Here is a 22,042-nt window from a genome sequence, read left to right on the forward strand (position 1 = left end):
GGATTCATCGGCGCGCTCGTTTGGGCAAGCGCATTTGCGCCAATGAGCGAAATCAGGACGGACCACGATGCGAGGCGAATCAACCGGCAGAACGATTCTTTGGTGCGCTGGATATTCACTGTCTTACACCGTTCCTGACTATTGACTGACAATTTATCCGACCGGGTAACTATCTAGTTACTAGTAACCACAAATGGGTACTTTACTGCGACTGAGTATTCGACCGAGATTAGCGGAAGTTCCAGTGCTTCGCGTCTGCGTTGAGCGAAAACGACAGCATCAGCATCATGCGGATCGAGCTGTTGGTCGAATAGTTGATGTTCTGGACGTACTCGACCGATGAACGCGCGCGAACCTGGCCGAGCGTGCCGGTCAGCCAGTTCGCCTCGAACGGCAGTTGCATGAAATCGACCGCCCCGCCAAAGCCGTTCTCATTGTGGGTGCCGACGCTCGCGGGCACGAGTTCCGTCATCGAGCGGCGTTCGTAGAAAAACTCAGCGCCCAGCTTGTTGCGATAGTTGAACCAGCGGCCCACTTGCGCCGAGACGCGCCACGCGCCAGAGCCCAGCGAATCGCCCATCAGGGCGTTCTTGTTGGTCCAGTACAGCGAATCGTTATGCACCGAGTAGTTGGCATCGAGCACCGTGTATTCGGCGCGCGCGTCAGTGAGGCCGTCGGCGGTAAGTTGCGGAGCGTAGATACCGAAGGTGTACGAAGGCGATTTGAAGGGTGTCTTGACGGCGAAGCTCTTGCCGAACGGCTGGAAAAAATCCTCGCCCAGGATTTCGTAGTAGAGTTGGGTCCGTCTGAGCCGCGGGATAACTAATGATACGTACGCGCCGACCCGCGAGTTGGTGTTGGCGCCGTTGGAACTGCCGGTATTGAAGCCGGTCGCCCGCCCGAAAAAGCCCAGCGCGCTGTAGTTATCGTTGTGGGCGCCGCCAAACATGATCGTGTGGGTGATGCCGAATTCGAGCGCCGGCAGCGGCTTGAAACTGAATATCTGGCCGTCGATCCACGGGTGCGAGAAATAACGGGCGCCGCCGAGTTGGCCAAAGAATGCCTGGTAACGAAATTGGCCGAGGTACTTGAGAAAGCCCGGCAACAGTTGCGGATGGACATTCTGCACGCGGATCGCGGGAAACGGTTCCGCGTTGTTTCCCTGCGCCAGCAGGCTGAAGCGGCATGGTCCCCACGCCATCTGCTCTTCGCCAAACGAGATTGCCGTGTTGCCGAGATTGATTACCGCCGCGCCGCTGATCAGGCGCAGCCGATTGGTGTCGGGGATGCCGTGGGTCATCGGACCCGCCACCGCGCCTTCGCCGTAGAACGTCAGGATACTGCTGGCGCCAGCCCATCCGGCCATCCGCGCGACTTCGTTGGTGCCGGCCGCGGTCGGGATTCCATCGTTATAGGGGAGCAGCGGCGTGCCTTCCTGGGCGTGGAGGCCGCTGTTGGGCGACTGCGTCTGCCAATAGCGCCGATCACCAGACGAATACAGCGATTCGATCTCGATTCGCGTGAACGGATGAATCGTCGTCGGCCGGCCATTCTCGCGATTCTGTTCGAGCCAGTTGACTTCTTCGGCAAATTGATGACGGAGCGAGCTTATGATCGATTCGGCCAGCAGATTGGGTTGTTCGCTCTCGCGCGAGTTTTTCCCAGCTTCGAGAATCAGCCGGGCCGCCTCGACCCGGCTGATCGGCTTGATCTCATCCAGATAGGTGTTGAGCACGCCGAGGCCGGTCAGCGTCTCGAACTCGTCGTAGGCCGGGTCGTCGAGCGGAATGTAAACGACATAGGTTGAGGCGTGGGCCAGTTCGCCGGTCGCGAGCACGGCGAGGATCAGGATCGCCGCGGCCGTCTGGTGCGCCCGGATCGATTTGAGCGAGTGCTTCACCGCTGCGAGTTCTCCTGGCGCTCGAGCGCGAGTTTTCGCCGCTCGCCGATACTCGAGAGCTGATCCAGAATCTCGCGATCCGACACGCGCCGGGTCGTCGTCTGCCGTGCGCCGCGCGGGATTGCCGCCGCAGCCTCCGGCTTTGGTGTCTTCGGCGTCGCAGGCGGGTTCGACACCCGCTCGACGACCGGCCACGCCGGCGATGGCGTCCCGTCCAGCAGATAGTGCATCAGGACGTCCCGCACGTAGCGGCGCGTTTCGGCCGGCGCGCTGTCAACTCCACGATTGCCGGCGCCTTTTTCGCCCGCGTTATAGGCCGCCAGGATTGCGGGCAGCGCACTCAGCGCCGCGGTTTGCTGATGCCGCCGCAAGTAGTCGATATAGCGGGCCGCACCCAGCGTGTTCTGCACCGGGTCAAAGAGATCGTAGACGCCAAAGTCGGCGGCCGTCGGCGGCTCCAGTTGCATCAGGCCGATCGCGCCAGCGCTCGAGATCGCATTCGGATTGCCCGCCGATTCGACGCGCGCGATAGCGTTTAGGAGATGCGGATCGATGCTGTACATCGTGCCGACCACCGCAAACAGCGACTGGTAGTCGATGTCCTGGCGCGCCTGATAGCTGCCCACTTGTTGAGCGAACACCGGCAGGCCAAGGCTCAGCAGCGCCGGTGGCACGAGCGCTAGCATCATCAAGCAGATCGGCGATCGCATCTTTGCGTGGCGCGGCTTCATGGCTTGGGAAATGAAAGAGTAGCTCGGCGGGATCAATTGAATAGTCAGTCAGTCCGCGACCGGTGACTCGCGAACGCCGTTGGCCTGGTAGGCAATCGCGATACCGTCGGGCTGCGCGGTCATCTCTTCGGACATCAGCCGGAGCGATCGCACGACCAGGCCGTGAGCCTTGGCGAAATTCACGACCTGCAATCTCTCGTCGGCGTTGAGCGCACTGCCGAGCACCACCATTTCCTCGAAGCCCTGATGCGACAGGATCGTTTCGATCTCGCTCAGCGTGCCAAGCACTGGCACGCCGTGAATCCTTCTGCGCTGGAGGAATTCGTTGACGTCGACGAAGCCGACGATCCGCGCCGAGTTCCGGTAGCTCCGGCAGAAATAATCGATCAGAGGCAAATCATGCGCGCCCGAACTGATTCCGACGATCCGCCGCTCGGAACGAGCCAGGTTCGAGAGCATCCCGCTCAGCACACGAAACGAAAGCCGCGTCCCGATCAGCACGTAGGACGCCATCAGCCAGAAGAGCAGCGCGGTCGAGGCGTGCATATCGACCGCGATCATCGAGCGGCCGACCAGCAGCACCAGCGACGCGATCGCGGTCGCGCAGAAAACCCGCAGCGTGTCCTCGAGTCCGGTGTAGTGCCACATCGAGCGGTACACGCCGAACGCGCCGAGCGTGCAGAGCGTCACGACTGCGACCGACGGCGCACTGCGCACGATACCCAGTGGCGAGCCGGCCGCGAGTTCGAAATCGCGCGCAAACAGCACCGCCATCCCGTACGCCGCGACGATCGAAATTCCGTCGAGCACGACTTCGGCGATCCGGCGCTTGTAGCTGATAGTGAGCAGCAGCCGCCCGAGCCCATGCGAATTCACAAAAACATCGCCGGGCGAGACGTTGCGGAACGATTGATCGATCAGAAAGAAGGCCAGCACCAGGAAGATGACCGCGGTGATTGGCAGCACCTCATTGAAATACTGCGCCGGCAGCCTCGAGAGCGCGACTGCAATCGCGGCGGTGCTCGCCGACAGCGCGAACAGCAGCATCGCCGCCTGCCGATCGCTGAGCCCGAGCGCGACCAGCCGATGCGACGAGTGATCGCGCCCGCCGACGCTGATTCGACTGCCGAGCATCAGCCGGCTCGCCGTCACGGTGGTGGTATCGAGGATCGGCGTGAACGCGAGCAGCAGCGCCAGCGACGATCCCATCGGCAGCGAGGTGTTGTCGGAGCCGCCGGCGCGCATCGCCAGCGTCGCGAGCATCAGGCCGAGCGTGAGCGCGCCGCCGTCGCCCATGAAAATCGACGCGGGATTGAAATTGAAGACCAGGAATCCGGCGCACGCTCCCGCGACTGCCGCCGCCACTGCCGCGCTCGGATTGCCGTGCAGATAGAGCAGCACCGACGCGCCCAACGCGCCGAGCGCAGTGGTGCCGGCGCATACCCCGTCAAGATGGTCCAGCATATTGACCGCGTTCACCAGCCCGACGATCCAGAACATCACCACTATGAAGCTGAGCGTCGCGGGCAACTGCGGGAGCCGCCACGGCGACCACGACATCAGCAGCGCCACGATCATGATCTGGAGCACTAACTTGGTGCGCGGCGCGAGCGTGATCACGTCATCGACGAGTCCCACTGCGCACATCATGATGGCCGCGCTCGCGAGCGGCAGATCGAGCGAGCCGGTGATCGCGGATGCCGCGACAAAGCCGACCGTAATCGCGAGCCCGCCGAGCAGTGGAATCGAGCCGCGATGCCATCGGTCCTCGCGCGGGCGCGCCACCACGCCGAACCGCGTCGCGACGACGCGCACGATTGGAATCGCGGCCACCGTGAAGATGAACCCGAGCACGATTCCGAGGTAGCAATTGGTGAGGAGCACTTGCTTTCCAGGGCGGAGGACTAAGGTCGGTATTGAGAATGGTCTAGGACGTCAGCGGCATCCGCGACAGGGAGTCATCGGAATCCACCGATGCTCTACGAAAATGATCGGCGACCAGCTTGACGATCGCGTCGGGCCGGACCAGCGGCTGATGCCCCAGGAGCGACCGAATCTTGTCGAGGCACGGCACGCGCCGATGCATATCCTCGAAGCCGTCGCCGTAAACCTCGCGGTACGGCACGAATTGGATTGGCGAGTTGCTGCCAGTGATTTCACGAACCATCCGAGCGAGTTCCAGCACCGACATCTCGACGTCGTTGCCGACGTTGAACACCTGTCCGACCGCGCGCGGCTCGGCGCTCAGACGCGCCATCGCCTTGACGACGTCGCCGACGTAGCCGAAGCATCGCGTCTGCTTGCCGTCGCCATAAACCAGTATCGGCTGACCCGCGAGCGCCTGCTGAACGAAGCGCGGCAGCACCATCCCGTAGCGGCCGGTCTGGCGCGGCCCGACTGTATTGAAGAGCCGCACGATCGTGACCGGCAGGCCTTCCTCGCGGTAGTAAGCGATCGCGAGAAATTCATCGATCGCTTTCGAGCAGGCGTAGGCCCATCGGCTGCGCGTAGTGGGGCCCATCACGAGGTCGTCGTCCTCGCGGAACGGCAACTTCTCGGATTTTCCGTACACCTCGGAAGTGGACGCCAGCAGCAGCGGACGTTTGTTCGCCGCGGCCACTGACAGCACTAACTCGCTGCCTGCGACGTTGGTGACGATAGTGTGGACGGGCCGCTCGACGATCAATTGAACCCCGACCGCCGCGGCCAGGTGAAACACGAAATCGCATTCCTCGATCAGACCCTCGACCAGTTCGCGATCGAGCACGCTGCCGCGCACGATCCGAAAATTCGCATGCGCGCTTAGGTGCTCGATATTCGACTCGCGGCCGGTGGACAGGTTATCCAGCACGGTGACGCGCTCGCCTTGCAGCAGCAGATGCTCCGCGAGATGCGAGCCGATAAAACCCGCGCCTCCGGTAATCAGGTGATGAATTGCGCTTACGCTGGACATCGTCGATTTCGTTCCCCCTTCGTCGCCCAGGCCGGCTTGCCGCCCGGCCCGCAAATCACGAACTGGATCCAATCCCTCTATCAGCCGAGTGCGGCAACCCGGCGCGCAACTCGAGGATCGCGTCCTCCGTATTCACGCGCGGTTCCCATCCGAGTAGTCGTTTCGCTTGCGAACTATCGGCCAGGGTATGCCGCGCCTCTCCGATCCGGGCCGGCAGATTGACCACCGGACCGCCGATCAGTTGCGCGACCCGGTTGATACTCAAGCTTTGGCCGCGCCCGACGTTCAACGCTCTGCCGTCGGCAACTGCGGCGTCGGCCTCGAGCGCCAGCAGATTCGCCCGCACCACGTCCGAGACATGAGTGAAATCGCGAGTCTGCTCGCCGTCGCCGAAAACGGTCATCGGCAATCCCATCCGGCGCTGGCGCAGGAACAGGCTGATCACGGTGACATATGCGCCCTCGGTCGCCATGTTCGGACCAAAAACGTTGAAGTAGCGCAGCGTCAGCGCCGGCATCCCATAGTGGAGATGAAACAGCCGCACGTATTCTTCCGACGCGAGCTTTTGCAGTCCGTAGGGATTGAGCGGCGCGGTCGGCATGCCCTCCGACAGCGGCAGCCTCTCCTGGTTGCCGTACACCGACGACGATCCGGAATAGATGAAGCGGCGCGCGCCCGCGTCCCGCGCAGCCACCAGCACATTCAGCGTGCCGACCACGTTCACCATGTGCGTTTCGATCGGCTGCTCGATCGAGAGCGGCACCCGCGGCAACGCGGCCGCATGGAACACTGCCTCGACCCCGTCGAAAATCGCGCGGATGTCCGCCAGCGAGCGCAGATCGGCATAGAAAAACTCGGCGCGAGGATCGAGCCGGTCGCGGCTGCCGGTCGATAAGTTGTCGATCGTGCGAACGCGAAACGACGCGTCGAGCAACGCGCGCACCAGGTGCGACCCGATGAATCCGGCGCCGCCGGTTACCAGCACCAATCGATCGTTGCCGCGAGTGCTCGCGTTCATCGCTGCTCGATTCAAATCGGTCGATTGCAAATGGCTGGACACGCTTTGCGAGGGTGGCTACGCCTGCAGAATCGGGGCATCCGAATCCTTCCACGGCGCGGTGACGTTCCTCGTATCCACCACCAGCCGGGCATTTTTCACCAGCATCTCGTAATCGACGTTGCGATGATTGGTGAGCACCACCACGGCGTCGGCCTCGCGGATAATCTCCGCGGTCAGCGGAACCGATTTCATCTCGCGGGTGAGATGGCGCGAGCGCAGGATCGGTACGTGCGGATCGTGAAAGCTTACATTCGCGAGCCGCTCTTCGAGGATCCTGATGATCCGCAACGACGGCGATTCGCGGACGTCATCGACGTCGGCCTTGTACGCCACACCGAGCAGCAGGATTCGCGAGTCCTTCAGCGGCTTGCCGTGCAGATTCAATCCTTGCACCAGCCGATCCACGACGTAGGTGGGCATCACGCCGTTGATCTCGCCGGCCAGCTCGATAAACCGCGTCGGGAAATCATACTGGCGCGCCTTCCAGGTGAGATAGACCGGATCGATCGGGATGCAGTGTCCGCCAAGTCCGGGGCCCGGATAAAATGGCGTGAAGCCGAACGGCTTGGTCGCCGCCGCATCGATCACTTCCCAGATATCGATCCCCATCTTCTGAAACAGCACTTTCAGCTCGTTGACCATCGCGATGTTGACGCATCGATAGATGTTCTCGAGCAGCTTCGACGCCTCTGCCACGCGCGCCGACGAGACCGGCACGACTCGCTTGACCACTTCGCCGTATGCGGCCGCCGCGACGGCGAGGCAATCCTTGGTGACGCCGCCGACCAGCTTGGGAATCGTGCCGGTGTGGAAAGCGTGATTGGCCGGATCCTCGCGCTCCGGCGAGAACGCAAGGAAGTAATCTTTGCCGGGCTGCAGGCCGGTCTCGTCGAGGATGCCGCGCACGACTTCGTCCGTCGTTCCCGGATAGGTCGTGCTTTCGAGCACCACCAACTGCCCCGGATGCAATCGCTGCTTGATCTCGACAGTCGTATCGACAATGTGCCGCAGATCCGGCGATTTGCCTTCGCCGAGCGGCGTCGGCACGCAGATGATCGCCGCGTCGCAGCGCGCCAGTTGATCGAACGAGGTGGTCGCCTTCAAGGCCCCGCTGCTTACGATGCCTTGAATGCGCGCCGCCGGTATGTGTTCGATATAACTGTGTCCGGCGGCCAGCGCCTTGATTTTGGCCGGGTCAACGTCGAAGCCGACCGTTTCGAATCCCGCTTCCGCAAAGCAGCAGCAGAGCGGCAATCCGGCGTAACCCAGTCCGATGAGACCGATCACAGCTTGATGGGATTGAAACTTCTCAACTGCGCGCGCCGCTAGATCATTCATTCCTCGCCCCCCTGGAACGACTTGGCCGTAACACTTTCGGGTTAAGCGCGATGCTTTTGGAAATGCGTCCGCCCTCCCGTGGGAGACGGTCTCCCCGGGCTCGAGCAGCAGTCCCTTTTGCCCCGAGCTTCAAAATCCCTTGCGATCGAATTAACGAACATAGGACGTACCAACATCCCAACTCGACGGTCAAGGGCTGTTCACTCTTAGCCTCATTTTTGATCGGGTCTATGTGCACTATCTGATTATTGTCATCGAGGTGGCTATATCTCTCTATGCATTGCATTAGATAGCTATACTCGCAATGAAGTTATTTTCATGCGCTCGATTATTAACTCGTAGTTATTGGACGAAAATTGGTGCGACAACAAGCTGTCGGCCATCTTGCAGGCTTTAGTACGCTAGCTTCGCGTCTGATTGTCTAGCGAGTTTTTATTTGTCGACGTTGGGAGATGAGGCCGTGCAAAGGTGACACTCAAGAGAGCGTCCGCGAACTAACTTTTGACACGTGCGGAACAAAAATATTCGTTTTTCTGACGCCCGATCAAAAATTTGTGCTCGGTTAAATCGATTTTCATTCGCTCGCGCTTCGCTCGCGGCGCGGCTGACTCAAATACCGTGATTGATCTACACTGCCGATACTCGAAGGCTCGATAACTTTAGCCAGAGCCGTTGGACTGGCGTCGTCAGTTTTGACGAACGAAATGAAAACAAAACTCTTTCGATATTGACTCTGGACTATGGTCAAGGGTGTAGCCTGTGGCGCAGATGAGAATCGGTCGAGTGGCGGACGCGGCGGGCGTGAGCATTGACACCATGCGCTTCTATGAGCGCCAGGGGCTCATCGCGAAGCCGCGGCGGACAGTCGCAGGCTATAGGATTTACGCCGACGAGGTGCTCGATCGCTTGCGCTTTATCCAGGATGCGAAAGCGCTCGGATTCTCGCTCAAGGAAATCCGCGAACTGCTGTCGATGGGCGTAAAATCGACCGCGGAATGCGGACCGGTGACGCGCAAGGCGGAAGCCAAACTGGCCAAGATGAACGACGAAATCCGCCGGCTGCAGCGGATGCGCCGCACGCTCGAGAAGATGGTCCACGATTGCGGCGGATGCGCCGGCGCGCGATGCGCGAAGTGCCGCTCAGCGCGCGATTTCACGCCGCCCATCAAGCTTCACTGAGCGCGCGAAACCGCCCCGACTCGATCGTCATCAAAACAATTTAACGCGGGCTGCGGTAACGCCGCCCATCCAACGGTCCAGCGAGGAGTGAAACCCGCCATGGAAGTAGTGATCTATACCAATCTCGGATGCTCGGCTTGCCAGCAAGCGAAGGAATTCTTTCGCCGCGAACAAAATCGACTTTATCGAAAAGAGCATCGCCAACGATCCAGCCACGCGCGACGAACTGATCAACCTCGGCTACCGCGCGGTGCCGGTAATCAAAGTCGGCGGCGAAACGATGGTCGGATTCAGCGCACCCAAGCTGCGCAAGATGCTTGGGCTCGGCGCTTAAGCGCAGGAGATCGCGATGACCAATTCGGCGCCGTACCAGGTCGCATTCGAAAACGAATACGTGCGAATCGTTCACGTCAATCTAGCGGCGGGCCAGGATGCGCCGAAATATACGCCGGTTGCGATGCCGATGGTCCGGGTCGATCTCAACTCCGGCCAGACGCACTACCTCGAGCATTTGGCGGAAGTCCATGACGATGCGGGCAAGACCGCCGTGCGCGAGATTCGCGTCGAACTCAAATCGGCGCCGAAATCGGAGCCGCTCGAACTCGACGCCGTGCGGCTCGATCCGGCGCGATACACCGTCGATTTCCAAAACGATCGCGTGCGGATCGTGCGCCTCGGTTTCGCGCCGCACGAGCGAGGCCTGATGGTATCGCATCCGCCGCGCGTGCTGGTGACGCTCACTGACGTCGCGGTGAAGCTAAAATTTCTCGACGGACGCACCGACGAGCGCGGCGCGCCGGCGGGCCTCGCGGGATGGCTCGAAACCGAGACCCTGCAGACCGAGAATGCGCGCGATCAGCCCCTGCAAGTCGTGCTGGTGGAACCGAAAAGCGGCGCCTTCTAGCTTGCCGCCTATGCCTCTTAACCCGAGGCTGAAGGCCGCCGTCTTATACCCCCGCCCGTTATTTAGGAGGGGCGAGGGACGGAAGAACGAACGCGCCTGCCGCGATCTCGCGAGCAGGCGCGCTGCACTTTCAGATTCGAACAGTCGGAAGAGCCGTCAGGCGAGCCCTTCCTCTTTCAGCGCCGCCTGGACCTTCGGCCGCGCCGCGATCCGCTCCGAGTAGGCCTTGACCCTCGGCCACTTCGCGAGATCGATTCCGACGAATTTCGTCCACGTCGTCATCACGAACAGGTACGCGTCCGCGACCGTGAACTGCGCGCCCGTCAGGAACGGACCGAGCTTGCCAAGTTGCGCATCGACCAGCGCGAATTGCCTTCCGATCCCTTCAATCGCGATCTTCTTGTAATCGTCGGGGGTCGCCGGATTGAACAACGGCGCGAATCCCTTATGCAGTTCGCTGCTGATGAAGTTGAGCCATTCCTGGACCTTGTAGCGCTCTATCGTTCCCGCCGCAGGCACGAGCTTCGTCTCGGGCTTGCGATCGGCAAGATACTGCACGATCGCGGGGCCCTCGGTGAGCACCTCGCCGCTGTCGAGCACCAGCGTCGGCACCTGCCCCTTTGGATTGATCGCGGTGAAGTCGGCGCCGCTCTTGGTCTTCTTGGTTTTGAGATCGACGGCCTCGAGTTCGGCATTGATTCCTGCCTCTTGCAGCACGATATGCGGCGACAGCGAGCACGCGCCAGGAGAAAAATACAGCTTCATGGTTGAACTCCTTATGAACGGCTTGGGGTTGGGCGTTACAACTGAACTCGATAAGACGTTCGCCTAAGCGATGCAACCAGCGAATCGTGAATTGAAGCTTACGATGCGAAAGCGTCGAGGATTTTCGCGCGGTAATGATCCTGCTCGTCGGCGCTGGTCTGCGTCGAGGGCACCGCGAGGATCACCGTATCGAGCAGGCCTTCGCGCGCTTTCAGCCGCTCGCGAACCCGATCGATCGGGCCGACCGCCGCGAACGCATCGACCATCTCGCGCGGAATCTTGTCGAGCGCGTCGTCAGGTTTGCCGCTCTTCTGCAATGCGCGAACCTCTTCGAGCACGTTGCCAAATCCTTCTGCCGTCATGATGTCGTCGTAGATGCGCGCCCGGATCGAGAACAGGAACGTGCGCGCCGCGACTCGATACGCCGTCGCGAGATCGTTGTCGATCACGGTGAAGCATTGGCCGAGGATCTCGAATTCCGAGCGCCTGCGATTCGATATCGATAGTCCCGCCGCGACCGCCGGTACGACGTTTTCGCGCACGTGGCGCGGCGAAAACATCGGATTACCGATCAGCCCGTCGGCCAGCTCGCCGCTAAGTTGCGCCATCTTCGGTTTCACGCCCGCAACGTAAATCGGAAAGCGCGGACGCGGCTGCGGAGTTCTGCGCGGAGTAAAATCGCGCGCCCGCACGTGATAATACTCGCCCTGAAATTCGATCGGACCGCCGCCCGCCGACTTCTCCGTGATCAGCCGCATCAGTTGCAGATACTCGCGCATCTGGCTGACCGGTTTGCCGGCGTCGTGCCCACCGTACCAATTGTTATTGCGATTCGGATGGGCGACGCCGAGCCCGAGGATGAACCGTCCCTCGCTCAAATAGTCGAGATCGAGCGCCGCAAAAGTCAGCATCACGGGACTGTGCGTGAAGGCGAGCACCACGCCCGCGCCGAGCTTGATCTTCGAGGTGGACGGGGCGACGGCGGCGAGCGGAATCAGCGCGGAATTGACGAACTCGCCTTGCCATATCGAATCGAAGCCGGCTGACTCGATCTTGCGCGCCCATTCGATCATGCGCGGCGCCGGTCCCGACGGGAGAAACATCGCGTGCTTCAATTGCGCACCTCAATCAGCGAGCTTCAATTGCGAATCGTTCACGCCGGACGCACGACTCCCTTCACGACGAACACGGTGCCCGCGGCGACGATCGTGCCGCCCGGCCGCACGCGCTTCACCACGTTGGCGACCGCGCTTTTTGTCCGCAGGATGTCGTGCGTGAAGTGAAACAGGGCCGCATCGACGGTGCGCGGCGGCGACGTGCTCGGCGTTTGCCGCGTCGCTCTGGACCGGGATCGCGATTCCGCCGGCGCCGCGGATTTCGTTCACGACTTTGTTGATGACATCGGCGCTGCGCGCCACCAATGCGACCTTGTAACCTTCGGCGAAGCGGCGACCCAGCGCCGCGCCTAATCCTTCGCCGACTCCGACTACAACTGCGACTTTGCTTTTCGGATCAGACATGGTTTTGATACCTCAGTTGCATATTGCAACTAACGCAGCGGCGCCCGCGAGGCAATGGGCCTGCGCAACCGCGGCGCACGATTAGCCTCGACAGATAGGTGGGGCGCGGTTGTAGAATATCCTCACTTCGCATTAGGAGATTGCCATGAGCGGTGCAAAGGAAAACTGGCGGATCGAGGGCGAGTACTTCGAATCGTGCAACTGCGAGATGCTCTGTCCGTGTCTGCTATCAGGCTCGCAGGCGCGGCCGACCGACGGCCATTGCGACGTGGTGCTCGCGTTCCACGTGAATCGCGGCAGCTACGGCAAGACCGACATCTCGGGCCTTAATGCGGTGCAGGCGCTGACCACGCCGGGACCGATGGCCAAGGGCGGCGGCACGCTCGCGCTCTATATCGACAGCAAGGCGAACGCCGAGCAGCGTGCAGCGCTCGAAGCGATCTTCGACGGCTCGGCCGGAGGCCCGCCGGCGCTGTTCGGACCGATGATCGCGACGCGGCTGCCCACCAAGTCCGCGCCGATCACGTTCACCGCGAACGGCAACGTCAAAAAACTCAGTATCCCGAGCATCACCGAGGTGACGGTCGAGGGCGTCACCGGCGCGGGCAATAAGGTCGTATGGATCGACAATGTCGGCCATCCCGCATCGACGCGGCTCGCGATCGCGAAGGGCACCTCGAGCAGTTTCAAGGACCACAACCTGGTCTTTGAAAATTCGGGACGCAACGGGCACTTCGCGCCGATCAACTGGTCGAACGCTTAGCGCAATCGCGCGACGCGACCCTCGCGATGACGACTGCGAATCCGTCACTGCCTGCGCCGCCGCGATTGCCGGCGCGCGAGCGGATACTCACGCTGGCGGAACTCGGCGGGCTCACGATTCTCGCGTGGCTCTACCTGGTGCGGATGCCGATGACGCCCGCCGATCTCGGCGGTGTCGTCGCGCGACTCGCGTCGCCGATGCCGTCGCAATTGGTGGACGCGTGGCTCACCTTCATGATGTGGGCGGTGATGATGGTCGCGATGATGCTCCCCAGCGCGAGCCCGATGATCCTGATATACGCTCGAATCGCGCACGGGCGCGAGCGCGCTCCGGCGCAATGCACGCGGATGTTCGCGCTCGGCTACGTCGCGGTGTGGACGGCTTACAGCGTCGCGGCGACCGCACTCCAAATCGCGCTGCACGCAACGTCGATCATTTCCAACGCATCGATCGCGACGCCGATCGCAGGCGCCGTGATTCTGATCGCGACGGGAATATATCAACTCACGCCGTACAAGCAGGCGTGCCTCGGCCATTGCCAATCGCCGATCGCATTTTTCATGACGCGATGGCGTGACGGCGCAGCCGGCGCGTTCCGCCTTGGCCTCGAGCACGGCGCGTTCTGCGTCGGATGCTGCTGGATGCTGATGGCGTTGCTGTTCGTCGCGGGCGTGATGAACCTCGCGTGGGTAGCCGCGATCAGCGCGTTCGTGCTGCTGGAAAAGGTGACGCCCTACCCGCGCGCGATCGCGAATATTGCGGGCGCGATCATGCTCGCAGGCGGAATCATCCTCGGCCTGCGCACCGTGATTTCCTGATCGCTACGGGTGAGGACACGGCATGGATGCAAAACTGACGCGCGACGCGACGGCGCTTATCGTCGTCGATATGCAGAACGGATACTTGCATCCGAAAGGATCGTTCGCGCGACTCTACGGCAACGCCGCATCGCCGCAATTCGATCTCACGCTGCTGCGCCGCGCGATTCCCGGATGCGCCAAACTCATCGCCGCCGCGCGCCGGGCGAACGTGCCAGTCATCTATCTCAAATACGTGTATCGTCCCGACTACAAGGACGGCGGCGTGCTGATTCAGGAAATCAATCCCGCATTGAAGACCGTGCAGTACGTCGCGGACGGAACGTGGGACGCCGAAATCGTCGATGAACTCGCGCCGGAGCCCGGTGATTTCATCGTCAAGAAATCGCGCTACAGCGGCTTTCACGCAACGCGGCTCGAGACCGTTTTGCGGAGCCTGCAGGCGCGCTCGCTGGTTATTTGCGGAGTGACCACGCATTTCTGCGTCGAGTGCACGGCGCGCGACGCGCACATGCGCGACTACCGCGTGTTTATCGCCCGCGACGCCACCGACGAAGCGAATCCCGCGTGGAAGGAGATGGCGCTCGCGAGCTTTCAGGTCGGCTTCGGCTGGGTCTTCGACGTGGACGAAATCGCGCAGTCGTGGAGCGTCGCGGACGTGAGGTAGCGAGTAGCTACATCGTCACAACGATCTTGCCGATCTGCGCGTCGCTCAGCATGTATGCGTGCGCGGCGGCGAGCCGGCCGAGCGCAAAGGTCTTATCGACCACGGGCCTCAGCGCGCCAGTCGTGAAGTCGTCGAGAAAATCGGCGGCGAATCGCTCGCCGCATATGAACGATTCCTCCGGACTGCGCGTGCGAAACGTAACCCCGATGATGCTGACGCGCTTGCGCGCAACTTCGTCCAGGTTGCAGTCGCCGACGTTGCCGGCGTTGCGGCCGACGCTCACCAGTCGGCCTTTGATCGCGAGCACGCGGATGTTGCCCTCGAGCATCGGGCCGCCGACCGAATCGATAATCACGTCAACGCCGCGCTTGCCGGTCAGCGCGAGCACCGCGGCGGGCCATCCAGGCGCGCTCGCATCGATCACATCGGTCGCGCCGAGTTCGCGAAGCGCCGCGCTCTTCGACAGCGATCGAGTGGTGGCGATCACCGGCCTCGCTCCGATGCGCCGTGCGATCTGAATCGCCGCGATGCCGACGCCCGACGGCCCCGCGGTGATCACGATTGATTCATCGGGCCGAGTCGCGGCGTTGGTTACGATCGCGTCGTGCGCGGTGATGAAAACGATGGGAATCGACGCAGCCTCGGCGAACGGCATCGCGTCGGGGATTCGCATCAGCGCGCGCGGATGCGCGACCACGTACTCGGCGTAGGAACCCGGCGCGCGGCCCATCACGCGATCGCCAACGCGCCAACCGGAGACGCCATCGCCGAGCGATTCGATCACGCCGGCAAACTCGCCGCCCGCGCGCATCGGGCGCAGCGCCGGATTGTCGGAGCGCATCAGCGGACGCGCGATCAACTCGCCGCGATTCAAGCCGGCGGCGCGAATCGCGATCAGCACCTCGCCGGGTCCGGGACTCGGGCGCGGAACTTCGCGCGGCTCGAATACGCCCCCGTCGGGGCCTGGTACGACAAAAACTGCCTTCATCTGATCACCGCGTGATCGCCGCGCTGAACGGCGCGATCTTACTTCACGTACAAAAAAATTCCCTCGTAGATGAGCGCCGGCTTGTCATTGCCGACCACGTGCACGTTGGTCTCGACCGTCATCTGCGTGCCCTGCGGCTTCGGTTCGACCGCGATGATGCGATTGTGCCCGTGCACCGACGCGCCCGCCGGAACCGGCGAGATGAATCGCAGCTTGTTGGCGCCGTAATTCACCACGTTGCGAAAGCCGGTCACCTGCCAATCGTTCTCAATCTCGAGCGCTGCGACAAAGCCCAGCGTCAGGAATCCGTGTGCGACCGGACCGCCGAACGGACTCTCGCGCTTGCATCGCTCGACGTCGAGATGAATCCACTGATGATCGCCGGTGACGTCGGCGAACTGCTGGATCTTCTCCTGCGTCACCGCGATCGGCTTGCTCCACGCGCCGAAATCCTTGCTGATTTTCGAGCGCAGTTTTTCAACATCGTCAAAACGAATATTTTCCATGCGAACCTCCGGCGTTGATTATAAGATCGATGCGGCGTCGCTTTTTCTCATTCGATCGAGTCAAATTCATCGCGCGTGACGCTTCGCGGCTGGTGCGTCGATTGCTGATGGCTGGCGTGCGCCGAGCCGCCCGAGCGCCGCTGCTCCGCGCTTGCGCAACGCCGGCCCCGGTCGCGCAGTCATCTCGCGCGCGCGAATCGGCTCGTCGCATTCAGGACACTTGAACGCGGGTGCAATTTTCTTTCCACAGGTCCGATGAATCAACTCGACCGGCGGCCCGTCCGCTCCCGCCATCCAGCGGTCGCCCCAATTCAGCATCGACACGATCACCGGATAAAGGTCGATGCCCTTCTCCGTGAGCCGATACTCGAAACGGCGCGGCCGCAATTGATACTGCACGCGCGCGAGCACCTTCTGCGCGACCAGCTTGCGGAGCCGCTCGGACAGCCGATGCCGCGGCATCTGCAGGTCCCGCTCGAAATCCTCGAAGCGGCGCACGCCGAGGAACGCATCGCGCAGGATGAGCATCGTCCAGCGGTCGCCGATCACCGAGAGCGTCCGCGCGAGCGAGCAAGTCATCTGATCGATATCGTTCCAGCGCACAGTTCTTCTCTCTCCGATTACTACTCGATGCCTTGACTCGATAATAAGTTCCAAAATAGAACTTAGTCAAGTTGGCGGGCCGAGTGGATAGTCCGGTTCAAGCAAGGGAGTAATCACATGAACGACCAATGGCACAAAACGGCGTGCATACTCTGCAGCGTGAATTGCGGAGTCGAGGTCAAGCTCGAAGGACGGCACATCACGCGCGTGCGCGGCAATCGCGAGCACGTCGCGTCGCACGGCTACGCCTGCGAGAAAGCGCAGCGCCTCGACTACTATCAAAACGCCAAGGACCGGATTGATTCGCCATTGCGGCGCCGCGCCGACGGCACGTTCGAGAAAATCGACTGGGACACCGCGATCCGCGAGATCGCCGAGCGCCTGGTGCGGGTCCGCGATACCCACGGCGGCGCGAGCATCTTCTATTACGGCGGCGGTGGCCAGGGTAATCATCTGTGCGGCGCATACAGCGTCGCGACGCGGCGCGCGCTCGGCATGGTTTATTCCTCTAATGCGCTCGCGCAGGAAAAGACCGGCGAGTTCTGGGTCGATGCGCGCCTCTATGGCGGACGTCCGGCGCCGGATTTCGAGCACGCCGAAGTTGCGATGTTCGTCGGCAAGAATCCGTGGCAGTCGCATGGCTTCCAGACTGCGCGGCCGATATTGAAGTCGATCGCCGCCGATCCCAATCGTGCGCTGATCGTGATCGATCCGCGCCGCAGCGAGACCGCGGAGATGGCCGATTATCATCTGCAGGTGCGTCCCGGCGCCGACGCCTTCTGCCTGAGCGCGATTCTCGCCACGCTGGTGCAGGAGGATATCGTCAATCACGATTTTCTGCGCGAACACGCGAGCGGTGGCGCGCTGCTGTTCGACGTATTGCGCAACATCCCGATCGCTGAATACTCCGCACGGGCCGGCGTCGCCGAGAATTTAGTGCGGGAAGTCGCGCGCCGAATCGCCCGCGCCGCGAGCGTCTCGATCCTCGAGGATCTCGGAATCGAGATGTCGCCGCATAGCACGCTCAATTCGTACCTGGAAAAATTACTGTTCGTCCTCAGCGGAAATTTCGGCCGCAAGGGCGGCATGAACCTGCACACCAGCATGGGCAAACTGGTTGGCAAAGTGATCGGCAATCGGCGAAGCCCGGTCGGCGGCCATCTGATTATCGGCGGGATGATCCCGTGCAACGTGATCCCCGACGAGATTCTGACCGACCATCCGAGGCGCTTCCGCGCGATGATCGTCGAAAGCGCCAATCCGATTCATTCGCTCGCCGACAGCAAGCGGATGCGCGAGGCCCTCGACGCGCTCGACACCGTCGTCGTGATCGATGTTGCGATGACCGAGACCGCGCGCCACGCGCATTACGTGCTGCCGGCGTCGTCGCAGTTCGAAAAATGGGAGACCACTTTTTTCGCGGGCGAGTTCCCGAGCAATTATTTTTGCTTGCGCGCGCCGATTATCGAGCCGATGCCGGGCACCCTGCCCGAAGCCGAGATTCACGCGCGCCTGGTTCGCGCGATCGGCGCATTGAAGGACGTCGATTTGTCACCGCTGCACGAGGCCGCAGCGATTGGACGCCTCGAATACGCGATCGCGTTTCAGCGCCTGATGTCCTCGCACCCTAAGCTCGGCGCGCTCGCGCCAATCGTGCTGTATGAAACGCTCGGGCCCACGCTCGGCAAGAACAACGAAGTCGCCGCGATCCTGTGGGGTGCGGCGCAGAACTGTGCGACGACTTACGCCGATTCGATCCGCCGCGCCGGGTTCAAGGGCGAAGGGCCCGCGCTCGGCAACGCGCTCTTCGACGCGATCTTCAAGAGCCGCGACGGCGTGACTTTCTCGATCGACGACTATGAAGAAACGTTTCGGCGCATCGAAACTCCGGAAGGCCGAATCCAGATCGACATCCCCGAACTGATCGACGAATTGAAGACGCTGCCGAAGGACAAGCTCGAACGCGATCCCGCATTCCCCTTTATCCTCGCGGCGGGCGAGCGCCGTTCGACCACCGCCAACACCATCATGCGCAATCCCGAGTGGCGGCCCAAGGACCGCGCCGGCTCGCTTAGAATGAGCCCGCGCGACGCGGAGTCGCTCGGCCTCAAGACCGGCGGACGCGTACGTATCACGACTCGGCGCGGCAGCGCGGAGGCCGTCGTCGAGCTGAGCGATCGCTTGCAACCGGGACACGTAACGTTGCCGAATGGCGCCGGCCTGTCTTATCCCGACGCCAATGGCCGCTCAGTTCTGCATGGTGTGGCGCCGAACGAACTCACCGCGTCGGATTATCGCGATTGGCTCGCGGGCACGCCGTTTCATAAGCACGTGCCGGCGCGAATCGAGGCCGTCTGACGCGCTAGCGATGCGGCGATGATCGCTCGATGCTTGGCATCGCGGCGGCGGTCAGGTTTGATAGCAGCAGCGGCGATGCTCGCCAGTGCGTCGCACTTGCCAAATGTATCCGCGCTTCGCTAGACCGATGCTCATGTCGCAAGAGAAATCCATCGAACCGCCGCCGGCCGCCGCCACCTCATCCGAAACGACCTCCTACGACTGGAAGGCCATCATCGACGACCTCAACGCGCTGCTGCGGCTTCGCACCACGCCCATCGGCATGAAGATGTTCCCGACTGTCGAGGAGATGGAGGCGATCCCCAAAATTCGGCGGCCCAAGTCGATTCACACCACCGACCAAATCGTCGCGCAGGCCGCGCGGCTGGGATGGACCGTCGGGATCACGATGAAGGACCTGGCGGGCGCGCAGTGCGGCGCAGTCATCGGGCTTCATCCGCGCGACGAGGACTGGCTCTCCGGCAAGGCGATGGCGGGCGTGTGGTACTCGACGCTGGCCGATTCCTCGGCGCATCAGCATGCGATGGACACCGCGCCGCACGGTCGCTACCTCGCGATGGCGGTGTCTCCGCTCGCCTCGGCGCGCCTCAATCCTCCCGACATCTGCCTCATCTACGGAACGCCGGGTCAGATGATCATCTTCATCAATGGGCTTCAGTGGGCGGGCTACAAGAAGTTCCAATGGAGCGTCGTCGGCGAGTCGGCATGCGCAGATTCATGGGGCCGCGCGCTCAAGTCGGGAGAGCCAAGCCTCTCGATACCGTGCTATGCAGAGCGACGCTACGGCGGCGTGCTCGACGAGGAGATGCTGATGGCGATACCGCCGCACTTCCTGCCGAAGACTATCGAGGGGATGAAGCGGCTGGCGGCGAATGGGCTGCGCTATCCGATCGCGCAATATGGAATCCAATCGGATGCGCGGGCGGGGCTCTCGGTCAGCTATGGATCGAGAGAGAAGTAACCGCTCACCTGTCCCTACCGAATGTTCTCACAGCAGGCCTACTTCGCTGTATATCTGTGCGAACAGCGGCGAGAGTTCCTTGAGTTCCACCTCAGCCAGCGCCTTGATCAGCTTGATCGGATGGTTGGCCAGAACCCGCTGCTCAGCGTTCACCAAGGTCAGCCTCGTGGTCTGCGCGCCACCATGAGCCTCGCGCGGATGCTCGCCGCGCAGAATCGCCGCGACGATGCGCGCGCCGCGCTCGCGCCGATCTATGCCTGGTTCACCGAAGGCTTCGCCTCTCCAGACCTGCTCGCGGCCAAATCGCTCCTCGACGGAGATCTATCCGCATGACTCACGACGCCAAAACCGTACTCGCTTCCGCGCGCGATCTCGCGCCCACCATCAGCGCGCGCGCCGCCGAGATCGAGTCGAATCGCCGCTTGCCGCCCGACTTGCTAGCTCAACTGACTGCCGCCGGATTGTTCCGGATGTTCGTGCCGAAAAGCCACGGCGGCCTCGACCTCGATTACCCCACCAGCATGGAAATCATAGAGGCGCTCGCGACCGCCGACGGCGCCACCGGCTGGGTCGTGATGATCGGATGCGAAACTCCGATGCTGCTCGCGCTGATGCCGCCGCGGCGATTCGATCAACTGTACGCCGACACGCCCGACGTGATCATCGCCGGCGGCTTTGCTCCGCGCGGCGCCGCCGAACCTCAGAGCGATCGCAGCTATCGCGTCAACGGCCGCTGGGCGTTCGCCAGTGGATGCCAGCATAGCAGTTGGCTGCTCGGCAATTGCGTCGTCACTGAAAATGGCAAGCCGCGGCCCGGCCTGATCCCCGGCACTCCCGAGGTCCGCGCGATGCTGTTCAAGGCGGAACGCGCGACGATTCTCGACACCTGGCACGTCGCCGGAATGCGCGGCACCGGCAGCCACGATATCGCGGTCAAGGATATCATCGTGCCGCCCGACGACACCTTCGACATCTTTCTCGGCCGGCCGACGATTCCCGGCCCCGGCCTGTCGGAACCGCTGCTCTACGCGGCGATGCATATCGGCGCGGTCGGAGTTGGAATCGCGGAGCGCGCGCTAAGTGAAATGATCAAGCTCGCGGGCACCGACAAGCAGCGCCTCTATGCGCAGTCGTCGATCGCGGCGTCGCCGCTGTTTCAGTATCGCCTCGGACACGCCGCGACCAGTCTCCGCGCCGCGCGCGGAATCCTGCGCAGCGAGGCCGACGCCGTGTGGGCGATCGCGGTCGCCGAACGCGTCGCGACGCCCGCCGATCGATCGCGCGTGATGGGCACGGTCACGTGGGTCGCGCACACGGCGGCGTCGGTCGTCGATGCCTGCTACACCGCGGGCGGCGGCACTTCGCCGTACGACGCGTCGCCGCTGCAGCGATGCCTCCGCGATATCCATACGCTGACGCAGCACGCCGCAGTCGCCGAATCGTGGCTGAGCGGTGCAGGCGCATCGGTCCTCGGCGCCGATTCCGGTTTCGCGCTCTAAAAACCTCTTCGCCGGCCTTTTTTTGATTTGGATCGAACGCCAAACTTGCGGTATGCAGGTGATCGCACGATCTCACACAAGGCAGGTGATTCCGATGGGCGCATCCGAAAACAAGCAAGCGATCAAGACCATGTTCGCCGAACTCGCCAAAGGCAACGCGCAGGCTTTCCTCGGCGCGATGACCGACGATGTCCGCTTCACTCTCATCGGCACGACCAAATACTCGCGCGTCTTCAATGGCAAGCAGGAGTTGCTCGAAAAACTGCTCGGGCCGCTGAACGCGGAACTGGTCGATGGCATCACGATCACGCCCGACAATCTGATCGCCGACGGCGATTACGTCGCGATGCAGGCGCACGGCAAAGCGATGGGCAAAAACGGCAAGCCGTACAACAACACTTATTGCCAGGTGTTCAAATTCACCAATGGCAAAATTTGCGAAGTGACCGAATATCTCGACACCGAGCTGGTGACTACTGTCTTCGGCAGATAACAGCGACCGCCGAGCAATTTTCGCCACGGGTGCCTG

At 62.2% G+C, this 22,042-nt stretch carries 24 protein-coding genes and 1 pseudogene; 12 read left to right on the forward strand and 13 right to left on the reverse strand.

The genetic code is table 11. From position 1 onward, the window contains the following. Positions 1-229: 229 nt before the first annotated feature. From Q7S58_RS10325 to Q7S58_RS10350, 6 genes are all read right to left on the reverse strand, one after another. Positions 230-1,900, reverse strand: a complete 1,671-nt coding sequence (locus tag Q7S58_RS10325) for a capsule assembly Wzi family protein (RefSeq protein ID WP_304824582.1) — start codon at positions 1,898-1,900, stop codon at positions 230-232. Further along, positions 1,897-2,589, reverse strand: a complete 693-nt coding sequence (locus Q7S58_RS10330) for a lytic transglycosylase domain-containing protein (RefSeq protein WP_304824585.1) — start codon at positions 2,587-2,589, stop codon at positions 1,897-1,899. Before Q7S58_RS10330 ends, Q7S58_RS10325 begins: the two co-directional genes overlap by 4 nt. A 90-nt stretch (positions 2,590-2,679) precedes the next feature. Then, positions 2,680-4,515 (reverse strand): hypothetical protein, encoded by a 1,836-nt coding sequence (locus Q7S58_RS10335; RefSeq protein WP_304824588.1) that lies wholly within the window; start codon positions 4,513-4,515, stop codon positions 2,680-2,682. A 43-nt stretch (positions 4,516-4,558) separates the two neighbouring features. After that, positions 4,559-5,584 (reverse strand): NAD-dependent epimerase/dehydratase family protein, encoded by a 1,026-nt coding sequence (locus Q7S58_RS10340; RefSeq protein WP_304824591.1) that lies wholly within the window; start codon positions 5,582-5,584, stop codon positions 4,559-4,561. Positions 5,585-5,639: 55 nt separating this feature from the next. After that, positions 5,640-6,602 (reverse strand): NAD-dependent epimerase/dehydratase family protein, encoded by a 963-nt coding sequence (locus Q7S58_RS10345; protein ID WP_304824594.1) that lies wholly within the window; start codon positions 6,600-6,602, stop codon positions 5,640-5,642. Positions 6,603-6,659: 57 nt separating this feature from the next. After that, positions 6,660-7,982, reverse strand: coding sequence for a nucleotide sugar dehydrogenase (locus Q7S58_RS10350; protein ID WP_304824597.1), 1,323 nt, complete (start codon positions 7,980-7,982; stop codon positions 6,660-6,662). Positions 7,983-8,750: 768 nt separating this feature from the next. Here Q7S58_RS10350 and Q7S58_RS10355 point away from each other — a divergent pair. From Q7S58_RS10355 to Q7S58_RS10360, 3 genes are all read left to right on the forward strand, one after another. Further along, on the forward strand, positions 8,751-9,161 hold the full coding sequence (locus Q7S58_RS10355; RefSeq protein ID WP_304824748.1) for a heavy metal-responsive transcriptional regulator: 411 nt from the start codon (positions 8,751-8,753) through the stop codon (positions 9,159-9,161). A gap of 121 nt (positions 9,162-9,282) precedes the next feature. Further along, positions 9,283-9,495, forward strand: coding sequence for a glutaredoxin family protein (locus tag Q7S58_RS22150; RefSeq protein ID WP_370655498.1), 213 nt, complete (start codon positions 9,283-9,285; stop codon positions 9,493-9,495). Between the two features lie 15 nt (positions 9,496-9,510). Beyond that, positions 9,511-10,065, forward strand: coding sequence for a hypothetical protein (locus Q7S58_RS10360; protein ID WP_304824607.1), 555 nt, complete (start codon positions 9,511-9,513; stop codon positions 10,063-10,065). Positions 10,066-10,221: 156 nt separating this feature from the next. Here the strand turns inward: Q7S58_RS10360 and gstA are convergent, their stop codons facing one another. After that, positions 10,222-10,830 carry a glutathione transferase GstA gene (gene gstA / locus Q7S58_RS10365; protein ID WP_304824612.1) on the reverse strand — a complete coding sequence of 203 codons (609 nt, stop codon included), beginning with the start codon at positions 10,828-10,830 and terminating at the stop codon, positions 10,222-10,224. Positions 10,831-10,928: 98 nt separating this feature from the next. After that, positions 10,929-11,945, reverse strand: coding sequence for an LLM class flavin-dependent oxidoreductase (locus tag Q7S58_RS10370; protein ID WP_304824615.1), 1,017 nt, complete (start codon positions 11,943-11,945; stop codon positions 10,929-10,931). Between Q7S58_RS10370 and Q7S58_RS10375 the strand changes: the two genes are divergently transcribed. After that, entirely contained in the window at positions 11,937-12,113 is a 177-nt protein-coding gene (locus Q7S58_RS10375; RefSeq protein ID WP_304824618.1) for a hypothetical protein, read from the forward strand. The genes Q7S58_RS10370 and Q7S58_RS10375 overlap by 9 nt on opposite strands. 72 nt (positions 12,114-12,185) lie before the next feature. On the opposite strand, the pseudogene Q7S58_RS22155 reads toward Q7S58_RS10375, so the two are convergent. Next, positions 12,186-12,350: pseudogene (locus Q7S58_RS22155) on the reverse strand (short-chain dehydrogenase); the annotation flags it as partial. Positions 12,351-12,495: 145 nt separating this feature from the next. On the opposite strand from Q7S58_RS22155, the gene Q7S58_RS10385 reads away from it, so the two are divergent. From Q7S58_RS10385 to Q7S58_RS10395, 3 genes are read left to right on the forward strand one after another with little or no spacing between them, the layout of a single operon-like run. Continuing rightward, entirely contained in the window at positions 12,496-13,113 is a 618-nt protein-coding gene (locus Q7S58_RS10385; RefSeq protein WP_304824625.1) for a DUF1326 domain-containing protein, read from the forward strand. Positions 13,114-13,139: 26 nt separating this feature from the next. Next, positions 13,140-13,931 (forward strand): DUF2182 domain-containing protein, encoded by a 792-nt coding sequence (locus Q7S58_RS10390; protein WP_304824628.1) that lies wholly within the window; start codon positions 13,140-13,142, stop codon positions 13,929-13,931. Between the two features lie 22 nt (positions 13,932-13,953). Next, complete coding sequence (locus tag Q7S58_RS10395) at positions 13,954-14,598, forward strand: cysteine hydrolase family protein (protein WP_304824631.1); 645 nt, start codon at positions 13,954-13,956, stop codon at positions 14,596-14,598. Positions 14,599-14,605: 7 nt separating this feature from the next. Here Q7S58_RS10395 and Q7S58_RS10400 read toward each other — a convergent pair whose 3' ends face one another. The 3 genes from Q7S58_RS10400 to Q7S58_RS10410 all read right to left on the reverse strand — a co-directional run bounded on the left by Q7S58_RS10400 (position 14,606) and on the right by Q7S58_RS10410 (position 16,695). Next, a complete protein-coding gene (locus Q7S58_RS10400) occupies positions 14,606-15,586 on the reverse strand; it encodes a zinc-binding dehydrogenase (RefSeq protein WP_304824635.1) in 981 nt (326 codons plus the stop codon). Positions 15,587-15,624: 38 nt separating this feature from the next. Then, entirely contained in the window at positions 15,625-16,092 is a 468-nt protein-coding gene (locus tag Q7S58_RS10405) for a MaoC family dehydratase (RefSeq protein WP_304824638.1), read from the reverse strand. Positions 16,093-16,158: 66 nt separating this feature from the next. Next, positions 16,159-16,695: a helix-turn-helix domain-containing protein gene (locus Q7S58_RS10410; RefSeq protein WP_304824641.1), complete on the reverse strand. Its 537-nt coding sequence runs from the start codon at positions 16,693-16,695 to the stop codon at positions 16,159-16,161. Between the two features lie 117 nt (positions 16,696-16,812). Between Q7S58_RS10410 and Q7S58_RS10415 the strand changes: the two genes are divergently transcribed. Both Q7S58_RS10415 and Q7S58_RS10420 read left to right on the forward strand, forming a co-directional pair. Next, complete coding sequence (locus Q7S58_RS10415; protein WP_304824644.1) at positions 16,813-19,053, forward strand: molybdopterin-dependent oxidoreductase; 2,241 nt, start codon at positions 16,813-16,815, stop codon at positions 19,051-19,053. A 127-nt stretch (positions 19,054-19,180) separates the two neighbouring features. Further along, complete coding sequence (locus tag Q7S58_RS10420; RefSeq protein WP_304824648.1) at positions 19,181-20,014, forward strand: DUF169 domain-containing protein; 834 nt, start codon at positions 19,181-19,183, stop codon at positions 20,012-20,014. A 27-nt stretch (positions 20,015-20,041) separates the two neighbouring features. Here the strand turns inward: Q7S58_RS10420 and Q7S58_RS10425 are convergent, their stop codons facing one another. Beyond that, entirely contained in the window at positions 20,042-20,167 is a 126-nt protein-coding gene (locus tag Q7S58_RS10425; protein ID WP_304824652.1) for a hypothetical protein, read from the reverse strand. A gap of 30 nt (positions 20,168-20,197) precedes the next feature. On the opposite strand from Q7S58_RS10425, the gene Q7S58_RS10430 reads away from it, so the two are divergent. From Q7S58_RS10430 to Q7S58_RS10440, 3 genes are all read left to right on the forward strand, one after another. Beyond that, a complete protein-coding gene (locus tag Q7S58_RS10430) occupies positions 20,198-20,347 on the forward strand; it encodes a hypothetical protein (protein ID WP_304824655.1) in 150 nt (49 codons plus the stop codon). Continuing rightward, the gene (locus Q7S58_RS10435; protein WP_304824658.1) at positions 20,344-21,513 is read left to right on the forward strand and encodes an acyl-CoA dehydrogenase family protein; all 1,170 of its coding nucleotides are present in this window, start codon (positions 20,344-20,346) and stop codon (positions 21,511-21,513) included. Before Q7S58_RS10430 ends, Q7S58_RS10435 begins: the two co-directional genes overlap by 4 nt. Positions 21,514-21,607: 94 nt before the next feature. Further along, positions 21,608-22,006 carry a nuclear transport factor 2 family protein gene (locus tag Q7S58_RS10440; protein ID WP_304824661.1) on the forward strand — a complete coding sequence of 133 codons (399 nt, stop codon included), beginning with the start codon at positions 21,608-21,610 and terminating at the stop codon, positions 22,004-22,006. Positions 22,007-22,042 lie beyond the last annotated feature (36 nt).

The organism is Candidatus Binatus sp., assembly GCF_030646925.1.
Taxonomy (GTDB): Bacteria; Desulfobacterota; Binatia; order Binatales; family Binataceae; genus Binatus.

Coding starts and splice junctions, on each gene's coding strand:
- Q7S58_RS10330 (WP_304824585.1), bottom strand. CDS start 2,589: ATGATGCTAGCGCTCGTGCCACCGGCGCTGCTGAGCCTTGGCCTGCCG.
- Q7S58_RS10340 (WP_304824591.1), bottom strand. CDS start 5,584: ATGTCCAGCGTAAGCGCAATTCATCACCTGATTACCGGAGGCGCGGGT.
- Q7S58_RS10345 (WP_304824594.1), bottom strand. CDS start 6,602: ATGAACGCGAGCACTCGCGGCAACGATCGATTGGTGCTGGTAACCGGC.
- Q7S58_RS10350 (WP_304824597.1), bottom strand. CDS start 7,982: ATGAATGATCTAGCGGCGCGCGCAGTTGAGAAGTTTCAATCCCATCAA.
- Q7S58_RS10355 (WP_304824748.1), top strand. CDS start 8,751: ATGAGAATCGGTCGAGTGGCGGACGCGGCGGGCGTGAGCATTGACACC.
- Q7S58_RS10360 (WP_304824607.1), top strand. CDS start 9,511: ATGACCAATTCGGCGCCGTACCAGGTCGCATTCGAAAACGAATACGTG.
- gstA (WP_304824612.1), bottom strand. CDS start 10,830: ATGAAGCTGTATTTTTCTCCTGGCGCGTGCTCGCTGTCGCCGCATATC.
- Q7S58_RS10385 (WP_304824625.1), top strand. CDS start 12,496: ATGAGCGGTGCAAAGGAAAACTGGCGGATCGAGGGCGAGTACTTCGAA.
- Q7S58_RS10390 (WP_304824628.1), top strand. CDS start 13,140: ATGACGACTGCGAATCCGTCACTGCCTGCGCCGCCGCGATTGCCGGCG.
- Q7S58_RS10395 (WP_304824631.1), top strand. CDS start 13,954: ATGGATGCAAAACTGACGCGCGACGCGACGGCGCTTATCGTCGTCGAT.
- Q7S58_RS10400 (WP_304824635.1), bottom strand. CDS start 15,586: ATGAAGGCAGTTTTTGTCGTACCAGGCCCCGACGGGGGCGTATTCGAG.
- Q7S58_RS10405 (WP_304824638.1), bottom strand. CDS start 16,092: ATGGAAAATATTCGTTTTGACGATGTTGAAAAACTGCGCTCGAAAATC.
- Q7S58_RS10415 (WP_304824644.1), top strand. CDS start 16,813: ATGAACGACCAATGGCACAAAACGGCGTGCATACTCTGCAGCGTGAAT.
- Q7S58_RS10420 (WP_304824648.1), top strand. CDS start 19,181: ATGCTCATGTCGCAAGAGAAATCCATCGAACCGCCGCCGGCCGCCGCC.
- Q7S58_RS10430 (WP_304824655.1), top strand. CDS start 20,198: ATGAGCCTCGCGCGGATGCTCGCCGCGCAGAATCGCCGCGACGATGCG.
- Q7S58_RS10435 (WP_304824658.1), top strand. CDS start 20,344: ATGACTCACGACGCCAAAACCGTACTCGCTTCCGCGCGCGATCTCGCG.
- Q7S58_RS10440 (WP_304824661.1), top strand. CDS start 21,608: ATGGGCGCATCCGAAAACAAGCAAGCGATCAAGACCATGTTCGCCGAA.